At 50.5% G+C, this 14,379-nt stretch carries 17 protein-coding genes; 10 read left to right on the top strand and 7 right to left on the bottom strand.

Going from position 1 to position 14,379, the window contains the following annotated elements:
- Positions 1–5: 5 nt before the first annotated feature.
- The gene (gene galE / locus AURMO_RS02060) at positions 6–1,022 is read left to right on the top strand and encodes a UDP-glucose 4-epimerase GalE (protein ID WP_110232927.1); all 1,017 of its coding nucleotides are present in this window, start codon (positions 6–8) and stop codon (positions 1,020–1,022) included.
- Here galE and AURMO_RS02055 read toward each other — a convergent pair whose 3' ends face one another.
- A complete protein-coding gene (locus AURMO_RS02055) occupies positions 1,023–2,420 on the bottom strand; it encodes a sugar nucleotide-binding protein (RefSeq protein ID WP_110232926.1) in 1,398 nt (465 codons plus the stop codon).
- Entirely contained in the window at positions 2,420–3,418 is a 999-nt protein-coding gene (rfbB, locus tag AURMO_RS02050) for a dTDP-glucose 4,6-dehydratase (RefSeq protein WP_110232925.1), read from the bottom strand. Before rfbB ends, AURMO_RS02055 begins: the two co-directional genes overlap by 1 nt.
- Positions 3,419–3,513: 95 nt before the next feature.
- Between rfbB and bcp the strand changes: the two genes are divergently transcribed.
- A complete protein-coding gene (bcp, locus tag AURMO_RS02045) occupies positions 3,514–3,981 on the top strand; it encodes a thioredoxin-dependent thiol peroxidase (RefSeq protein ID WP_110232924.1) in 468 nt (155 codons plus the stop codon).
- A gap of 58 nt (positions 3,982–4,039) precedes the next feature.
- A complete protein-coding gene (locus tag AURMO_RS02040; RefSeq protein ID WP_110232923.1) occupies positions 4,040–4,273 on the top strand; it encodes a helix-turn-helix transcriptional regulator in 234 nt (77 codons plus the stop codon).
- Positions 4,274–4,672: 399 nt separating this feature from the next.
- On the opposite strand, the gene AURMO_RS02035 is transcribed toward AURMO_RS02040, so the two are convergent.
- Complete coding sequence (locus AURMO_RS02035; RefSeq protein ID WP_110232922.1) at positions 4,673–5,155, bottom strand: hypothetical protein; 483 nt, start codon at positions 5,153–5,155, stop codon at positions 4,673–4,675.
- 150 nt (positions 5,156–5,305) lie between these two features.
- Here AURMO_RS02035 and AURMO_RS02030 point away from each other — a divergent pair, with 150 nt between their 5' ends.
- Positions 5,306–5,554 carry a WhiB family transcriptional regulator gene (locus AURMO_RS02030; protein ID WP_096380259.1) on the top strand — a complete coding sequence of 83 codons (249 nt, stop codon included), beginning with the start codon at positions 5,306–5,308 and terminating at the stop codon, positions 5,552–5,554.
- 45 nt (positions 5,555–5,599) lie between these two features.
- Here the strand turns inward: AURMO_RS02030 and AURMO_RS02025 are convergent, their stop codons facing one another.
- Genes AURMO_RS02025 through AURMO_RS02015 form a run of 3 tightly spaced genes read right to left on the bottom strand, consistent with a single transcriptional unit; the run spans position 5,600 to position 7,651 of the window.
- Positions 5,600–6,178 (bottom strand): GNAT family N-acetyltransferase, encoded by a 579-nt coding sequence (locus AURMO_RS02025; RefSeq protein WP_110234835.1) that lies wholly within the window; start codon positions 6,176–6,178, stop codon positions 5,600–5,602.
- Positions 6,179–6,195: 17 nt separating this feature from the next.
- The gene (locus tag AURMO_RS02020) at positions 6,196–6,912 is read right to left on the bottom strand and encodes a uracil-DNA glycosylase (protein ID WP_110232921.1); all 717 of its coding nucleotides are present in this window, start codon (positions 6,910–6,912) and stop codon (positions 6,196–6,198) included.
- Positions 6,890–7,651 (bottom strand): potassium channel family protein, encoded by a 762-nt coding sequence (locus AURMO_RS02015; RefSeq protein WP_110232920.1) that lies wholly within the window; start codon positions 7,649–7,651, stop codon positions 6,890–6,892. The genes AURMO_RS02020 and AURMO_RS02015 overlap by 23 nt, the downstream gene beginning before the upstream one ends.
- 18 nt (positions 7,652–7,669) lie before the next feature.
- On the opposite strand from AURMO_RS02015, the gene AURMO_RS02010 reads away from it, so the two are divergent.
- The 6 genes from AURMO_RS02010 (at position 7,670) to metX (ending at position 13,189) form a co-directional block, all read left to right on the top strand.
- Entirely contained in the window at positions 7,670–8,704 is a 1,035-nt protein-coding gene (locus AURMO_RS02010; protein ID WP_110232919.1) for an acyltransferase family protein, read from the top strand.
- A 62-nt stretch (positions 8,705–8,766) separates the two neighbouring features.
- On the top strand, positions 8,767–10,074 hold the full coding sequence (locus AURMO_RS02005) for a bifunctional o-acetylhomoserine/o-acetylserine sulfhydrylase (RefSeq protein WP_110232918.1): 1,308 nt from the start codon (positions 8,767–8,769) through the stop codon (positions 10,072–10,074).
- Between the two features lie 142 nt (positions 10,075–10,216).
- Positions 10,217–10,564, top strand: coding sequence for a DUF3467 domain-containing protein (locus AURMO_RS02000; protein ID WP_110232917.1), 348 nt, complete (start codon positions 10,217–10,219; stop codon positions 10,562–10,564).
- 239 nt (positions 10,565–10,803) lie between these two features.
- Positions 10,804–11,169 (top strand): type II toxin-antitoxin system PemK/MazF family toxin, encoded by a 366-nt coding sequence (locus tag AURMO_RS01990; RefSeq protein ID WP_110232915.1) that lies wholly within the window; start codon positions 10,804–10,806, stop codon positions 11,167–11,169.
- A 10-nt stretch (positions 11,170–11,179) separates the two neighbouring features.
- Positions 11,180–11,971 carry a crotonase/enoyl-CoA hydratase family protein gene (locus AURMO_RS01985; RefSeq protein ID WP_110232914.1) on the top strand — a complete coding sequence of 264 codons (792 nt, stop codon included), beginning with the start codon at positions 11,180–11,182 and terminating at the stop codon, positions 11,969–11,971.
- A gap of 12 nt (positions 11,972–11,983) precedes the next feature.
- Complete coding sequence (metX, locus tag AURMO_RS01980; RefSeq protein ID WP_110232913.1) at positions 11,984–13,189, top strand: homoserine O-acetyltransferase MetX; 1,206 nt, start codon at positions 11,984–11,986, stop codon at positions 13,187–13,189.
- Here metX and AURMO_RS01975 read toward each other — a convergent pair.
- A complete protein-coding gene (locus AURMO_RS01975; protein ID WP_110232912.1) occupies positions 13,162–14,379 on the bottom strand; it encodes a glycosyltransferase 87 family protein in 1,218 nt (405 codons plus the stop codon). The genes metX and AURMO_RS01975 overlap by 28 nt on opposite strands.

Raw genomic sequence — 14,379 nt, 5'->3', positions numbered from 1 at the left:
GAATTGTGAGAGTTTTAGTAACAGGTGGGGCCGGGTACATCGGCTCTCACACGGTGCTAGCTTTGCTAGAACAAGGACACATCCCTGTCGTCGTTGACAACCTAAGCAACAGTTCAGTTGAGTCCCTGAACAGAGTCTCTGAGATCACAGGCAAACCAATTGAGTTCCACAACATTGATTTATGTGATGAGCACGAGTTCCATTCATTTTTGCGCGAGCAATCTTTTGATGCCATCTTGCATTTTGCAGGATTTAAGGCAGTCGGTGAATCAGTTGCCAACCCGTTGAAGTATTACGAAAACAACATCGGATCCACGGTTTCGCTGCTCAAAGCAATCAATGCCTCAACGAGCTCAGCTCCCCCAAAAGTCATTTTCAGCTCTTCAGCCACGGTATATGGAAGCTCAACAGAACTCCCTCTGACCGAATCGTCTAAGACAGGTGAGGGAATTACCAACCCCTACGGCTATACAAAATTTGTGTGTGAACGCATTCTCACAGACACCGTTGCAGCGAATTCAGCTTTCCAAGCGATTGCTTTGCGCTACTTCAACCCCATTGGCGCCCACAAAAGCGGCAGGATTGGTGAAGATCCCGCAGGGATTCCCAACAATCTGGCGCCATACATCACCCAGGTGGCATCCGGGAAGCTCTCTGAGCTCTCCGTATTCGGTGATGACTATGACACTGCAGACGGCACGGGTATTCGCGACTATATCCACGTGATGGACGTTGCCGAAGGTCACGTAGCTGCACTGGGTCTTTCAGAACCAGGGTTCCACGCCGTCAACCTTGGAACTGGACAAGGAACATCTGTATTTGAACTCCTCACGGCCTTTGAAGCTGTAGTTGGAAGCCCAATTCCCTACGCAGTCACTCCACGTCGTCCTGGCGACATTGCTGCGTGTTATGCAGATACTTCACTGGCTAAGAAGCTCTTGGGATGGTCTTCAACTCGCGATATCTCAGAAGCATGCGCGGATGCCTGGAGATGGCAGTCCCAAAACCCCCAAGGATACTAATCAGCTAGAGAGATACTGCTGAAGTCTCTCTTGCCATGAAGCCGGAGACAATCCCGTGCTAATGATCTTTGACAGATCAAGCATGCTGTTGAGTGGACGAGGAGCAATTCCCTCTTTGCCCGCAAAATATTCTGCGGTAGTAACTCCGGTGACATCACCAGAATGATGACCTAACAATTCATAGACCTGTGAGGCGATATCTGCCCAGCTGGAAGCAGGTCCCTCATTGCTGAGGTTGTAGACCCCATAGGCAGGCCTAGTCGCCAGTAAGTGCTGAATAGCAGCTGCAAGATCTTGGGTGAAGGTCAATCTGCCAACTTGATCGTTCACTACAGAAGGTTTGATCCCTCGTTCTGCGAGTGAGGCCATGGTGCGAACGAAATTGTCCCCTTCTCCAATGACCCAGCTTGTGCGGAGAACGAAATGCTGTGGGACGGTTTCAACGAGTGCATCTGCAGCAGCTTTTGTCTGGCCGTAGACACCGAGAGGACTCAATGGCTCGTCTTCACGGTATGGCAATGTAGCGGAGCCATCAAAGACGTAGTCACTGGAGATATGCACCAATGTAATTCGGTTTTCAGTGCAGGCTTTGGCCAGCCAACCAACTGCCGTGACATTTGTTTTCCATGCAGAAGCTCGGCCTTCAGGAGTTTCAGCAGCATCTACTGCAGTAAATGCTGAGGCATTAATAACAGTGTCGTATTGTCTCCAGGGGAATGACACGTAGGCAGAGTGGGTTGTAACATCAAACTCTTCACGAGTGGCAAAATCAGCCTCCGGCATTACTTTGCGAAGTGCTAATCCCAATTGTCCGTTTGCCCCTAGAACCAAGGTCTTCTTGGGCCTCATGGGTACTACGGCATCTAGACGAGGGTGTGCTTGGTCTTTCTCAGAAAGAAGCGCGTTCTCTAGTGGAATAGGCCATTGAATACCAATGGTTTCATCTGCCAAATTCACAAAAGTGTATTCGGCGTCTGGACTCCAGTGGTCGTTGACGAGATAGACATATGCAGTGTCCGCCTCGAGAGTTTGGTAAGAGTTCGCAACACCTCGTGGCACGAATACTGCTGTCGAAGCATCAATTTCTGCTGTGAAGACGGAGCCAAATGACTCCCCTTCACGCAGATCAACCCATGCACCGAATATTTTGCCGCTGGCGACTGATACAAACTTGTCCCAGGGTTCAGCATGAATACCGCGGGTCACACCTATTTCGTCATTGAAAGAAATGTTGTTTTGTACAGGCCCAAAATCTGGAAGTCCAGCAGCACGCATCTTCTCTCTCTGCCAGTTCTCTTTGAACCAACCTCGCGAGTCTCCGTGAACGGGGAGGTCAAGAATCAGGAGACCAGGGATGCTGGTCTCCTGGATTCCCAGAGATTTACCAAACTCAGTCATTACTGGCCTTTAGAAGCGTAGAAAGCCTCAGTGGCGTCCTTAGTTGGAGCCCACCATGATTCGTTTGCCTTGTACCAGTCGATAGTTGCCGCAATACCTGACTCAAAGTCTGCATGAGTGGGCTTCCAACCAAGCTCGGTGCGCAGCTTGGTGGAATCAATAGCGTAACGCAGGTCGTGACCTGGACGATCTGTCACATGATCATAGGCGTCAGCTGGCTGTCCCATTGTGGTGAGGATCAGTTCAACGACGTCTTTGTTGTTCTTTTCTCCGTCAGCACCAATGAGGTAAGTCTCACCGAGGACACCCTTATCCACGATGGTCATCACTGCGCTTGAGTGGTCATCAGCGTGGATCCAGTCACGGACGTTCTCCCCAGCTCCGTAGAGCTTGGGTCGAACGCCACGGATCACGTTCGTGATCTGGCGAGGGATGAACTTCTCAACGTGCTGGTAAGGACCATAGTTGTTGGAGCAGTTCGAGATTGTTGCTCGAACACCGAATGAACGAACCCACGCACGAACCAGCAGGTCGCTTCCGGCCTTAGTCGAGGAGTATGGGCTCGAAGGGTTATAGGGGGTGGATTCACTAAAACGCTCAGGGTCGTCTAACTCCAGATCGCCATAAACCTCATCTGTAGAGATGTGGTGAAGTCTGGTGTCATATTTCCGCGCTGCTTCCAGGAGAGTGTAAGTACCAATGATGTTGGTCTCCAAGAATGGACGTGGGTTATCCAACGAGTTGTCATTGTGAGACTCTGCTGCGTAGTGAACAACAGTGTCACTCTTACTGAATAGCTCGTCTACGAGCTCAGCGTCACGGATGTCCCCGTGGACAAACGTAAATCGGTTCGAAGGTAGATCTAAAAGAGATGCCTTGTTACCTGCATAGGTCAGAGAATCAAGAACTGTAACTTCATGATCAGTGTTGTCCATGAGATAGTGCACAAAGTTAGAACCGATGAAGCCTGCTCCACCAGTAACGAGAATCTTGCTCACTTAACACACCTCAAACTAGCCATTTCGAATGAATGTCCAGTTTATCTGGCAGAGACCAAGTAGCAGGGTTTGCTCTGCAGGAATAACCTGTACATATGAGTACACGCCTTGAAGCTGGAAACACAGCACCCGCATTTACCCTTCCTGACCAGAACGGTAACCCCGTCAGTCTTTCTGACTACGCAGGCAAGAAAGTCATCCTGTACTTCTACCCAGCAGCCTCGACCCCTGGCTGCACTAAGCAGGCTTGTGACTTCCGCGACAGCCTGACTTCACTCGCAGCTTCCGGCTACGTTGTTCTCGGTGTTTCCAAAGATGCTCCAGCCAAGCTTAAGAAGTTTGAAACCAACGAAAGCCTCACCTTTCCGCTTCTGAGTGACCCAGAGCTTGCCGTCCACAACGCTTACGCTACTTATGGTGAGAAGTCGATGTACGGGAAGACTGTGATGGGTGTTATTCGTTCAACCTTCGTCATTGACGAGGCCGGACAGATTGAGCTTCCCCTCTACAACGTCAAGGCAACCGGTCACGTGGCTAGCCTTCGCAATAAATTAGGACTCTAACCCAGCTCAACCTCTACTATTAGGATACGTACAAATCCAAATCAAAGGTTTGATAAAGATGTCTGAAGACATCACCAACTACGAGCACAAGTTCGCACTTGCCATCAAGCACTTCAGAAAGAGTCGTGGACTCTCCCAAGAAGCGCTTGCTCACAAAGCTGGACTGGATAGAAAAACCATCAATCGCATTGAGCAGGGCCATTACACCCCGACAATGACTAACTTCTTCAGCATTTCTGCTGCTCTAGAAGTAGAACCTCAAGAACTTCTCACCGCTCATGTCGGTGGGTAAAGTTACTCTCCCCTAAAACTACAAATCATCGTTTTCTTGAGAAAACGGGGTAAGTTAAAGGGGCAGTCATGGTACATCTTTTGGGGGATTTCTTGGTTTTACAATCCGTACTGGAAACTTTAGACCAAGCAGGTTGCGGCTACACTATTGATTCATTCAAATTCGGCCCCCGCGGAGAACGTGCGGTTCAGTGGGTGGTAGCCCGACCTCTCAATCTCGATGAGCCTCAGAGTTGGCCTCCACTACAGGGAGTTCTTGAAGAACTTCCCCGTGAGCACAATCTAGAACTTGGACTTTCCAACTCCTCTGCCGAATTGCCAGCATGCCCGTTCCAGCCCGCGTTGTGCAGTGGCGCACACCACGTGGCTAGTGGTGTCGGAGTAATTGCCTAATTTATGTTCAGTCGGTTGGTTTCAACATCTGCTTTACGACTAGAAAACAAGTTGCAAAAGATAGAGCGATGAGCGTCCATCCCACAGGCTGCCATTCAATAATTCCTTGTATGAAAGATGTAGCAATTGCGAACTGAAGTATTTGCCATGTCAGGATCGCCCCACGGGTCCACGGCTGTGCCCTAAATGTCCCTATGGATGTAGCAATAAGTCCAACAGCCATGACTAGTGTGATTCCAAAGATCACAATTGCACCCGTGAGATTATCCGGGGTTTCCAGGAAGATTCTGCTCAGAAAATAGAGTGCACCGGCGGAGACCAACATTGCTTCGATGCTCACCAGCACACCTAGGAAGATAGCCAAAGGACTACGACGTTTTTGTCCGCGTCCATTTGAGCCCGGATTATTGGGTTTTTCAGGTGTAATTTCGGTCATTTCCTGCATTTCTTTGAAAAAAGTCTTGACCTTAACTTGAAGGCGTGTAACCATTATCTAAGTTGATAAGCCCCTACGTCGTTGTGGGCAAGCAAATATTCGCTCTGAATATTGCTTGGGACTGGCTCTCGACACGCATTCGTTTATTAGTCCGAATGCATCTTCACTTGGTTTTTCCCATGCCCGCAAACAAGGAGTATCCCCATGGATTGGCGTAATGACGCAGCTTGTCTCACAGTAGACCCAGAGCTGTTCTTCCCAGTAGGTAACACCGGCCCCGCTGTCGACCAGATCGACAAGGCAAAGGTTGTCTGCTCTCGCTGCACCGTCACCGAGATGTGCCTTCAGTACGCTCTCGAGACCGGTCAGGACTCTGGCGTATGGGGTGGCCTCAGTGAAGACGAGCGTCGCGCTCTCAAGCGTCGCGCTGCACGTGCACGTCGCGCTAGCTAATTAGCTTCACCAAATAAGGCCGTGAGTAATTCTCACTGCCTTATTTCATTTAAGCGTCTTTTGGAGAAGCACTGTCCCCAGCCATCGGTCGAACTTGAACCCCACTCGACCCATGCGGCCAATTTCTTTGAAACCAAAGTCTTCATGAAGTTTGAGCGAGGACTCAGCTCCCCCATCAGCGATGACAGCAATGATCTCTTTCAATCCCGCAGCTTCTGAGCGTTCCATGAGTTCCTTCATGAGTGCTTTACCCAAGCCTTTGCCGGTTGACGCAGCACGAAGGTAGATGGAGTTCTCCACGGTGTAGCGATAAGCACGTTTTTGCTTCCATGGAGTTACTAAGGCATATCCAAGAACCTGCTGGCCAGGAGAAACAGCAACGATGAAAGGCATCTTGAGTTTCTCAAGATAGGCGAACTTCTGCTTCCATTCCTTAAGCGTCATTTGGTCTTCGTCAAACGTGACCACGCTGTTGAGGACGTAGTAGTTATAGATTTCTCGGATATCCGGAAGGTCAGCAGCTGTTGCCTCACGAATAGTGAAAGAGAATGGGGCTTCTGGCTCTGGCCGTTTCTGCAGGTGTAACGGGAGCTGACGTGGTTTGAGATATTCCTCGGGAAGCACGAGCACAAGCCTACCTACTAGAACAAGGCAGATTGAGTTGGTAATGGCCAATTAATTGCTGTTTGCCCAGCTTCAACAAGAGCAGTATTTACCTTGCTGAACGGACGCGAGCCAAAGAATCCTCGTGAAGCAGACATCGGGCTCGGATGGGCAGACTCAATCACCACTGAATTGCTTAGGAATTCAGTGGCAGACTTGGCGTCATTGCCCCAGAGCACAGCAGCCAGGGGTTTGTTCACTCTGTCATTGAGTGCCCTCAAGGCCTGTTCTGTTACCTGTTCCCATCCGATTCCTCGGTGGGAACCGGCCTCGCCAGAACGGACGGTGAGTACCCGGTTGAGCAACATGACTCCTTGCTCCGCCCAAGGAGATAAGTCCCCCGTTGCAGGTAAATCGCAACCTAAGTCTGCATGGAGTTCAGAGAAGATGTTCTTCAAGCTACGAGGAAGATCATGTCTGTCGGGAGAAACAGAAAAAGACAATCCGACCGCGTCTCCTGGGGTGGGATATGGATCCTGCCCCACAATGACAACTTTGACCAGGTCATATGGAATTGTGAACGCCCTCAAAATGTTCGATGAGGAGGGGAGTATTTGCTCACCTGCGTCAATCTCCTGATTGAGCCTCTGAGCAATCTGATCCAAAACACTTTGTACTGGGAGAAGTTGATTGACCCAGCTCGAATCAATCAAGCCCTTGTTAGCTAAATCCTCAAGAGTGAGGTTGATTGTCATCGTGTTTGTGGGTGTCGTTGAGGTGAGCTGCGTGCTCTTGAGACTTCTTGTGAACTGTCTGGACTTTTTCGCTCAAGTAAGAAATGACTGTAGCTGTCGTTGCACCAACAATCACCACACCGCCCAACATTAACAAGGACGCATACACACGGCCTGCGATCGTAACCGGGATCATGTCGCCATAACCCACGGTGGTGATGGTTTCGATGGCCCACCACACTGAGTCACCGTAATTGAGGATGGTGGCACCGGCTGCATTTCTTTCTGCCGCATAAACAGCCAAAGAAAGTACGTAGATATACATCAAGGCAAACGAAGCTGCATAAGCCACAAGCCGAGCTCGCACAGAAGAGCCCTGGCGGCCACGGAACCAACGCAGTCTTGATAAATACATCAAGAGCAAGAATGGGCGCGTGAATGGAATTGCCATTGAGATGAGGTCTATGACGTTGCGCTTGAAAAAGATGCGCTTATTCGTGGAAAGTGTGAGTCGAACAAAGTAATCAATGATGAACATGATCCAGATGACACCTAGTGTCAGGAGGATGTACTTATCTATGCCCTGGGTAAATACCTCATCGTTGAGGATCAGAACCGAGTAGCCCAGTAGGAATATGAAAGACAAGAAGATAAAGGGAAGTGTGGTGAATTTCTCCCACTTGATCTCTTTGGGGCTTCTTGTATCTTCCACGAGAACGCCTGCAGCGTTCATAATGACTGGCTTTGGAGTCGATTCCATAGTTCTAGGCTAGTTAATATGAGCACACAGCGGGTCGCGTTATGGGATAACGCCCGTTTTGGAGCCATCGCGCTCATGGTTGCCGGCCACACTTTGACCAAGATGGTCGGCGAAAACGACGCGGCTTTCACTCTCTATGTGTTTATCTACGCGTTCCACGTTCCCGTCTTTGTAGCTGTGTCTGGCTACTTCACCAAGGGAACTGCGCCGGATGACCGGCGTATTCGCTCTGTGTACACTGACATTCTGGTTCCGTACATCATCTTTGAAGTGATTTGGTCCGTAGTTCTCTTCTTCTACACCGGCAACTTCCGTCTTGACCTCACCAGAGCATCATGGACTCTCTGGTTCCTTCTAGCTCTCGCTATTTGGCGAATTGTGCTGCCCTATTTGGTCGCACTGAAATATCCACTTCTCATCAGCATTATTATTTCCATAGCATCTGGCTACTTCCCCATCGATCAAACTTTCTCAGCAGCACGAGTACTTGGGTTCCTACCCTTCTTCGTATTCGGCTGGCAGTTGCGTGAATGGAACCTCGGCGAGCGCTGGATGGCGCTGTGCTCACAATCCGTCATTCGATGGCGAGTGATTGCAACTGTTTTCATGGTACTTGTTGCCGTGGGCATAGCTGTCAGTGTTCCCTTCCTCCGTGAAGCTCAGATCCGCAGTTTCATTACATATGACTCTGGCTACGCCACCTTTGGATATGACCAGTGGTCGGGTGGCCTGGGCCGTCTCGCCACCATGCTGGTGGCGGCGGCCATGATTATGGCCTTCTTGATTCTGATTCCTCGTGAACAAACCTGGTTTACCCAGTTTGGCCAAGCAACAATGTATGTCTACTTACTGCACACGTTTGTGCTCTATCCCCTGCGTGAGAACGGTGTCCTCGACGGGGAGCGTCCGCTCTGGTACATCCTCCTAGCCGTTATTGGCTCATTTGGATTGACCGTTCTACTCTCCACAAAACCAGTGGTGAAACTGTTCAAACCGATTGTTCAACCCAACCTCAATTGGCTCTTTGTTACACCGCGTGACTTGCGCAATTGAGTACTACTCCTGGCGGGCGTAACGTCAAAGCAAGTTTTCACCACCCGCCTAAGGAGCACACCATGAGCAACGACCAAGCAAACTGGAAGTTTGAAACCAAGCAGATCCACTCAGGCGCGCAGCCAGACCCCGTCACTAACGCTCGTGCGACTCCGATCTACCAAACCACCTCCTACGTCTTCAACAACGCAGAGCACGCCAAGAACCTCTTCGCTCTTGCCGAGTTTGGAAACATCTACACCCGTATCCAGAACCCCACTCAAGACGTCGTTGAGCAGCGTGTTGCAGCACTTGAGGGTGGAACTGCAGCACTCCTGGTTTCTTCCGGTCAAGCAGCTGAAACTTTTGCTGTTCTGAACATTGCTGAAGCTGGTGACCACATTGTGTCTTCCAGCTCGATCTACGGTGGTACCTACAACCTGTTCAAGTACACCCTGGCGAAGCTTGGTATCGAAGTGACATTCGTCGAGAACCAAGATGACGCAGATGAATGGCGTGCAGCTGTTCGCCACAACACCAAGCTCTTCTTCGGTGAGACCATTGGTAACCCACGTATCAACATCTTGGACATCGGTCTGGTTTCTAAGGTTGCCCACGAAGCTGGTGTGCCTCTCATCGTGGACAACACCATTGCTACGCCCTACCTGATTCGCCCTCTCGAGCACGGTGCTGACATCGTTGTTCACTCAGCTACCAAGTTCCTCGGTGGTCACGGAACCGTTATCGGTGGTGTCATCGTGGACGGTGGCAAGTTCGAATGGTCTAAGAATGTAGAGAAGTTCCCAGGTCTCACCGAACCAGACCCCTCGTACCATGGCGCGAGCTACACCACCGTTCTTGGTGACGCTATTGCCTACATCATCAAGGCACGTGTTCAGCTTCTTCGTGACCTCGGTTCTTCCATCGCTCCTGCGAGCGCATGGCAAATCATTCAGGGCATCGAAACCTTAAGCCTGCGTATCGAGCGCCACGTGGAAAATGCAACTGCTGTTGCAGAGTGGCTGGAAGCACACCCTCAGGTTGCTTCTGTCAACTACGCAGCACTTCCCTCCAGCCCCTGGTACACCGCAGCTAACCGCTACGCACCTAAGGGTGTTGGTGCAGTGCTGTCCTTCGAACTCAAGGGTGGCGTTGAAGCAGGTAAGGCATTCGTGGACAACCTTGACCTGTTTAGTCACTTGGCAAACATTGGTGACGTTCGTTCATTGGTTATCCACCCAGCGTCCACCACTCACTCGCAGCTCACTCCTGAACAGCAGCTGACCAGTGGTGTGACTCCTGGATTGGTTCGTCTTTCTGTTGGTCTCGAGAACATCGAAGACATCAAGGCAGACCTCGCGAAGGGTCTTGCTGCAGCTGCAGCAATCTAGGACTAAACGCACTAGTAACTAGTCGAGGGGCTTTGCTTTGAAGCAGAAGCTGCTCTAAGGCAAAGCCCCCTTAGTTTTTTGAAAAACTTCACCCGCCAAATTGTTTTCTTGATATCTCTGAAGATTAAGTAGAATTTGGAATATGTCTGCTGCAAATAATGAACTGCCATTCGAGCTGCAAATTCGTCTTGATAATCAACAAGAAACTGGAGTTTTTGCAGATTTTGCAAGTATCTGGCATACACCTTCTTCCTTTGTCTTAGATTTCATCTCTGTAGTACAACCAGCAATGTTGCGAAAAACTGAGGATGGCAGTGAAGCGCCGCCGCTAATGAACGGAACCGTCTGTTCCAGAGTTCGTATTCCACCTGAACAAATTTTTCAAATTATTAAGGCACTTGAAATTCAAAGCCAACAATGGCTCTCAGAATCTGGAAGATCGGAACCACCTCCCCCCTGGAACCCAGATTTTTCACGAGAAACCAATTAAAGTTGAGAATTTGAAATGAGCAATTTACGCATCCCCCAATTCATTTATTCAATGCCCACGGTCCAGTCAGTCGATGATAAGAGTTGGAACGTTCTTGTTGGTCCAGGAACTATTTCAATAAATAAATATCAATCAACTTTCATTGATCTCCGAATTGTTAAAGAAATTGAACCAGCATACGTAAATCACCACTGGGTGAATGATTGGTCTTCTGCTGAAGACGCTCTATACGACGAACTATGAAACCTGGTGATATCTACTTAGTTTGGTTCCCCTTTAGCAATGAAGAACTCAGTTCTTTCAAAAAAAGGCCAATCGTCGTATTGTCTGAACACAAAAGTTTCAACCCTCATGATGAATCAGCACTTGTAGCGATGGTCACTGGGAGTGAATCAAGAGTAAATAATCCGGCATCCGGCGATGTATTAGTAGAAGACTGGCAGAATTGCGGTCTCGTCAAAACAAGTGTCATTAGAACATCTCGTCTTTGGACATTAGAAACCCGAGATATTGACAAAAAACTCGGTAATTTAAAGCCCACACAATTAAGTGAAATTCAATCTAAAATTCTGACTACTTTTCCAGAACTCAAGAAATGTTGTTAGGCATTATTTGATGACAAGGCATAACGCTATTCTGCTGGTATCAACAGTAGGTCACATTCGCCACCTGCAACTCAATCGCGCGGAGAAGATGAATGCTGCCAATAGGCAGATGCTCTCTGAACTCTCCCTTGAATATGCTGAGGCAGACCGCGACGATAACGTCCGCGTTGTCGTCGTATCTGCCGCAGGCGACCACTTCACTGCCGGTCTAGACCTCGGCGATGTTTTGGGAACAGCCTCCCAATCTGGACTTGATCTCACTCCTCAAGGCGGTATAGACCCCTGGGGAATTACAACAGCTCCTATTTCCAAGCCTGTCATTGTGGCAGTTCAGGGAACATGCCTGACTTTGGGCGTGGAATTGATCCTTGCCTCTGAACTGGCTGTGGCAGATGAAACCACTGTATTCGGACAACTCGAGGTCACTCGCGGAATTATGCCGTTTGGCGGGGCAACAACGCGCTTTGCTCAGCGCGTGGGCTGGGCACATGCTTCTCGTTATCTCCTCACCGGAGAAACCTTCTCCGCTGCAGAAGCACTTCGTATTGGACTTATCAATGAAGTTGTTCCAGCTGGTACCCAAGTGGAACGAGCAATGGAGCTTGCCGGGCTTATTGCAGAACAAGCTCCACTGGCAGTTCAGGCCACGTTACGCAATGCCCGTGTAGCTCGAGCAGTCGTTGAGAAAGAAGCACTCAGCCAGCTTCCGAAGGAACTGTCCGCGCTTCTTTCCAGCCAAGACTTCCACGCAGGCGTTGCTGCATTTACTACTAGGTCAAAGCCAGAGTTCACAGGCAAGTAGGCTTAATCCACTATGGATTGGCAAGATTCGGCCGACAACCTGCCCTCAGGCTTTATTACTGATGAGCAGGTTCGTTCTGTTGCCGGAAAGCCCCCCGTTACAGGCGCATGGCGTGATGGTGATGCCCCCGGCAACCGTCAGTTTGCCAACTTAGGCCCCTTTGACTTTGAATGTGGTGGATCACTCCCCCACGTGCGCATTGCCTATGAAACCTGGGGCACGCTCAACGAAGCCAAAGACAATGCCGTGCTTGTTCTACACGCCCTCACTGGCGACAGCCATGTTGTGGGGCCAGCTGGTGGCGGTCACACCACAGCTGGCTGGTGGAACGAAGTAGTTGGCTCAGGTCTCGCTATCGACACTGACAAGTGGTTTGTCGTTGCACCAAACGTTCTAGGTGGCTGCCAAGGTTCTTCTGGACCTGCTTCTCTTGCTCCAGATGGATACGAGTGGGGTTCACGCTTCCCCTACACAACCATTCGTGACCAAGCACGTGCTCAGGCTCAGTTCTCTGACGTTATTGGTATTGATAAGTGGGCGGCTGTCATAGGTGGCTCCATGGGTGGCATGCATGCACTCGAATGGGGAGCCATGTTCCCTGAGCGAGTGGAACGCTTGGCTGTTCTCGCGGCCCCACCTGCAACGAGTGCGGATGAAATCGCTCTGAACACAGTTCAGATCGAAGCAATCATGCTCGACCCTGCATTCCGCGCTGGTCACTATTACGAAGCTCGTGATGGCGAAGGCCCCTTCCGCGGCCTTGCACTTGCGCGCCGAATTTCATTCCAGAATTTCCGCACGCCCTCAGAACTCAACGAACGCTTTGACCGCTCTTCACAGAGTGACATTAGCCCTCTGGGCAAGGGCGGCCGCTTCGCAGTTGCCAGCTATCTCGACTTCCACGGCAATAAGTTCACTCGTCGCTTTGACGCCAACAGCTATGTGACGCTCGTAGAAGCCATGAACTCTCACGACTTGGGACGCAACAGAGAAAGCATCGAATCGGTGCTAGAGTCCATCACGATTCCCACACTGATTATCGGCATTGATAGTGACCGCTTCTTCCCACTTGCAGGTCAGAAGCGTCTGGCTGCTCACATTCCAGGAAACATCAATGGTGACGAGCCTGCTCTCCTAGAGTCAGACTTTGGTCACGACGCATTCTTGATTGAATCAGAGTTTGTCGGAGCTCAGATCTCTCGCCTCTTGGCTTCATAGAGCACCGAAGCAGAGACGGCCAGCAAGACGAGCTCACCTATATTGCGCAAGGTGAGAATGCTGAGTTCAAGTGGCTGAACATTGAGCACACCGTTGTAGAGATACGGGTAGAAGCCCTGCGTGAGTGCACCAAGCACAAGGGCAATCACTGCCGGCGCAACGAACCTTTTTTGCTCAAGGATTAACCCAGCAATAATCGGTGCTGCAAGCCAGCCAATGTATTGCGGGGAACCCACCTTGTTGAACACAATCAACACCATGGTCAAGGTCAATGCCACAGCAGGTAGAACATGGCTGGGGCTTGAACCCTTGCGGTGAAGCCAGATACCCCAGCCCAAAGTTCCGAGGAAACCAACGCCGAGGAGGACTGAGGAGAGTTCGGCAACTGTTCCTGTGCCATCTCCCATGACCTGGAAGGTAAGAATGACACTGTCGTAGTAAACGGCATATCCCTGTTCATGGAACGAAGCCAACCAGAGGAAAGGAGTGGCAAGCGGAGCTTCAATTTGGAGCCCGCGATCTGTCTGCTCCCCCAGGAAGCTGAAGATATTTGCTGCGCCGCCTATGATGATCGCGATTGCAACAATCATCACGGAAGTAATCACAACCGAAAGCAACACAGTTTTGCGCTTGTTGACTGCAACCAGCACTGCTGCAATCAATGCAGCAGGCCACACCTTGATCCATGTTGCGAGTGCAAGGAGAGCCCCTGCTATTGCCGGGCGCTGCACGGCAGTGAGCAATCCAACAATTGCTAACGGTGTGACGATGCTGTCGAGCCTTGCCACGGAGATCGGTCCAAGTAAAAGCAGGAATGCAAGCCACCACCATGCAGCGGTGCGCTGAAGATCGTTTCGCTTCGTTCCACGGGCCGAGTACAACAAATATGCGAACGCCCCCGCATTGAGGGCGGTGACCAAAACAATCCAGCCAATGGGATAGAGTCCCGGCCCGGCAAGTAGCGGCAAGAGAATCGGGATCAAAGCGGCAGCTGGGTATACCCATTGTGAATCCAGCCCAACTATTCCAGCCCCACCTGCTGCCTGGCCTGCCCAGAACTCATAGACAAAGCTCACATCACCATAGGGAACGGCCTCAGCAACATATCCCTGCCATCCCAGCCACAAGCTGAGCACTGCAAATGCAGACCACATCAGCACAGGGTTGAGCCAGTAGGTTTTCCTAAACAT

Source organism: Aurantimicrobium photophilum, from assembly GCF_003194085.1.
Classification (GTDB): Bacteria; Actinomycetota; Actinomycetes; order Actinomycetales; family Microbacteriaceae; genus Aurantimicrobium; species Aurantimicrobium photophilum.
Note: the sequence above shows the minus strand (reverse complement) of the source record. Positions and strands in the feature narration are given on the sequence as shown.

Bases quoted from the DNA above. Each gene is read 5' to 3' on its own strand.
- AURMO_RS02055 (WP_110232926.1), bottom strand. From the start codon at position 2,420: ATGACTGAGTTTGGTAAATCTCTGGGAATCCAGGAGACCAGCATCCCT.
- bcp (WP_110232924.1), top strand. From the start codon at position 3,514: ATGAGTACACGCCTTGAAGCTGGAAACACAGCACCCGCATTTACCCTT.
- AURMO_RS02040 (WP_110232923.1), top strand. From the start codon at position 4,040: ATGTCTGAAGACATCACCAACTACGAGCACAAGTTCGCACTTGCCATC.
- AURMO_RS02035 (WP_110232922.1), bottom strand. From the start codon at position 5,155: ATGGTTACACGCCTTCAAGTTAAGGTCAAGACTTTTTTCAAAGAAATG.
- AURMO_RS02030 (WP_096380259.1), top strand. From the start codon at position 5,306: ATGGATTGGCGTAATGACGCAGCTTGTCTCACAGTAGACCCAGAGCTG.
- AURMO_RS02020 (WP_110232921.1), bottom strand. From the start codon at position 6,912: ATGACAATCAACCTCACTCTTGAGGATTTAGCTAACAAGGGCTTGATT.
- AURMO_RS02015 (WP_110232920.1), bottom strand. From the start codon at position 7,651: ATGGAATCGACTCCAAAGCCAGTCATTATGAACGCTGCAGGCGTTCTC.
- AURMO_RS02010 (WP_110232919.1), top strand. From the start codon at position 7,670: ATGAGCACACAGCGGGTCGCGTTATGGGATAACGCCCGTTTTGGAGCC.
- AURMO_RS02005 (WP_110232918.1), top strand. From the start codon at position 8,767: ATGAGCAACGACCAAGCAAACTGGAAGTTTGAAACCAAGCAGATCCAC.
- AURMO_RS02000 (WP_110232917.1), top strand. From the start codon at position 10,217: ATGTCTGCTGCAAATAATGAACTGCCATTCGAGCTGCAAATTCGTCTT.
- AURMO_RS01990 (WP_110232915.1), top strand. From the start codon at position 10,804: ATGAAACCTGGTGATATCTACTTAGTTTGGTTCCCCTTTAGCAATGAA.
- AURMO_RS01985 (WP_110232914.1), top strand. From the start codon at position 11,180: ATGACAAGGCATAACGCTATTCTGCTGGTATCAACAGTAGGTCACATT.
- metX (WP_110232913.1), top strand. From the start codon at position 11,984: ATGGATTGGCAAGATTCGGCCGACAACCTGCCCTCAGGCTTTATTACT.
- AURMO_RS01975 (WP_110232912.1), bottom strand. From the start codon at position 14,379: ATGTTTAGGAAAACCTACTGGCTCAACCCTGTGCTGATGTGGTCTGCA.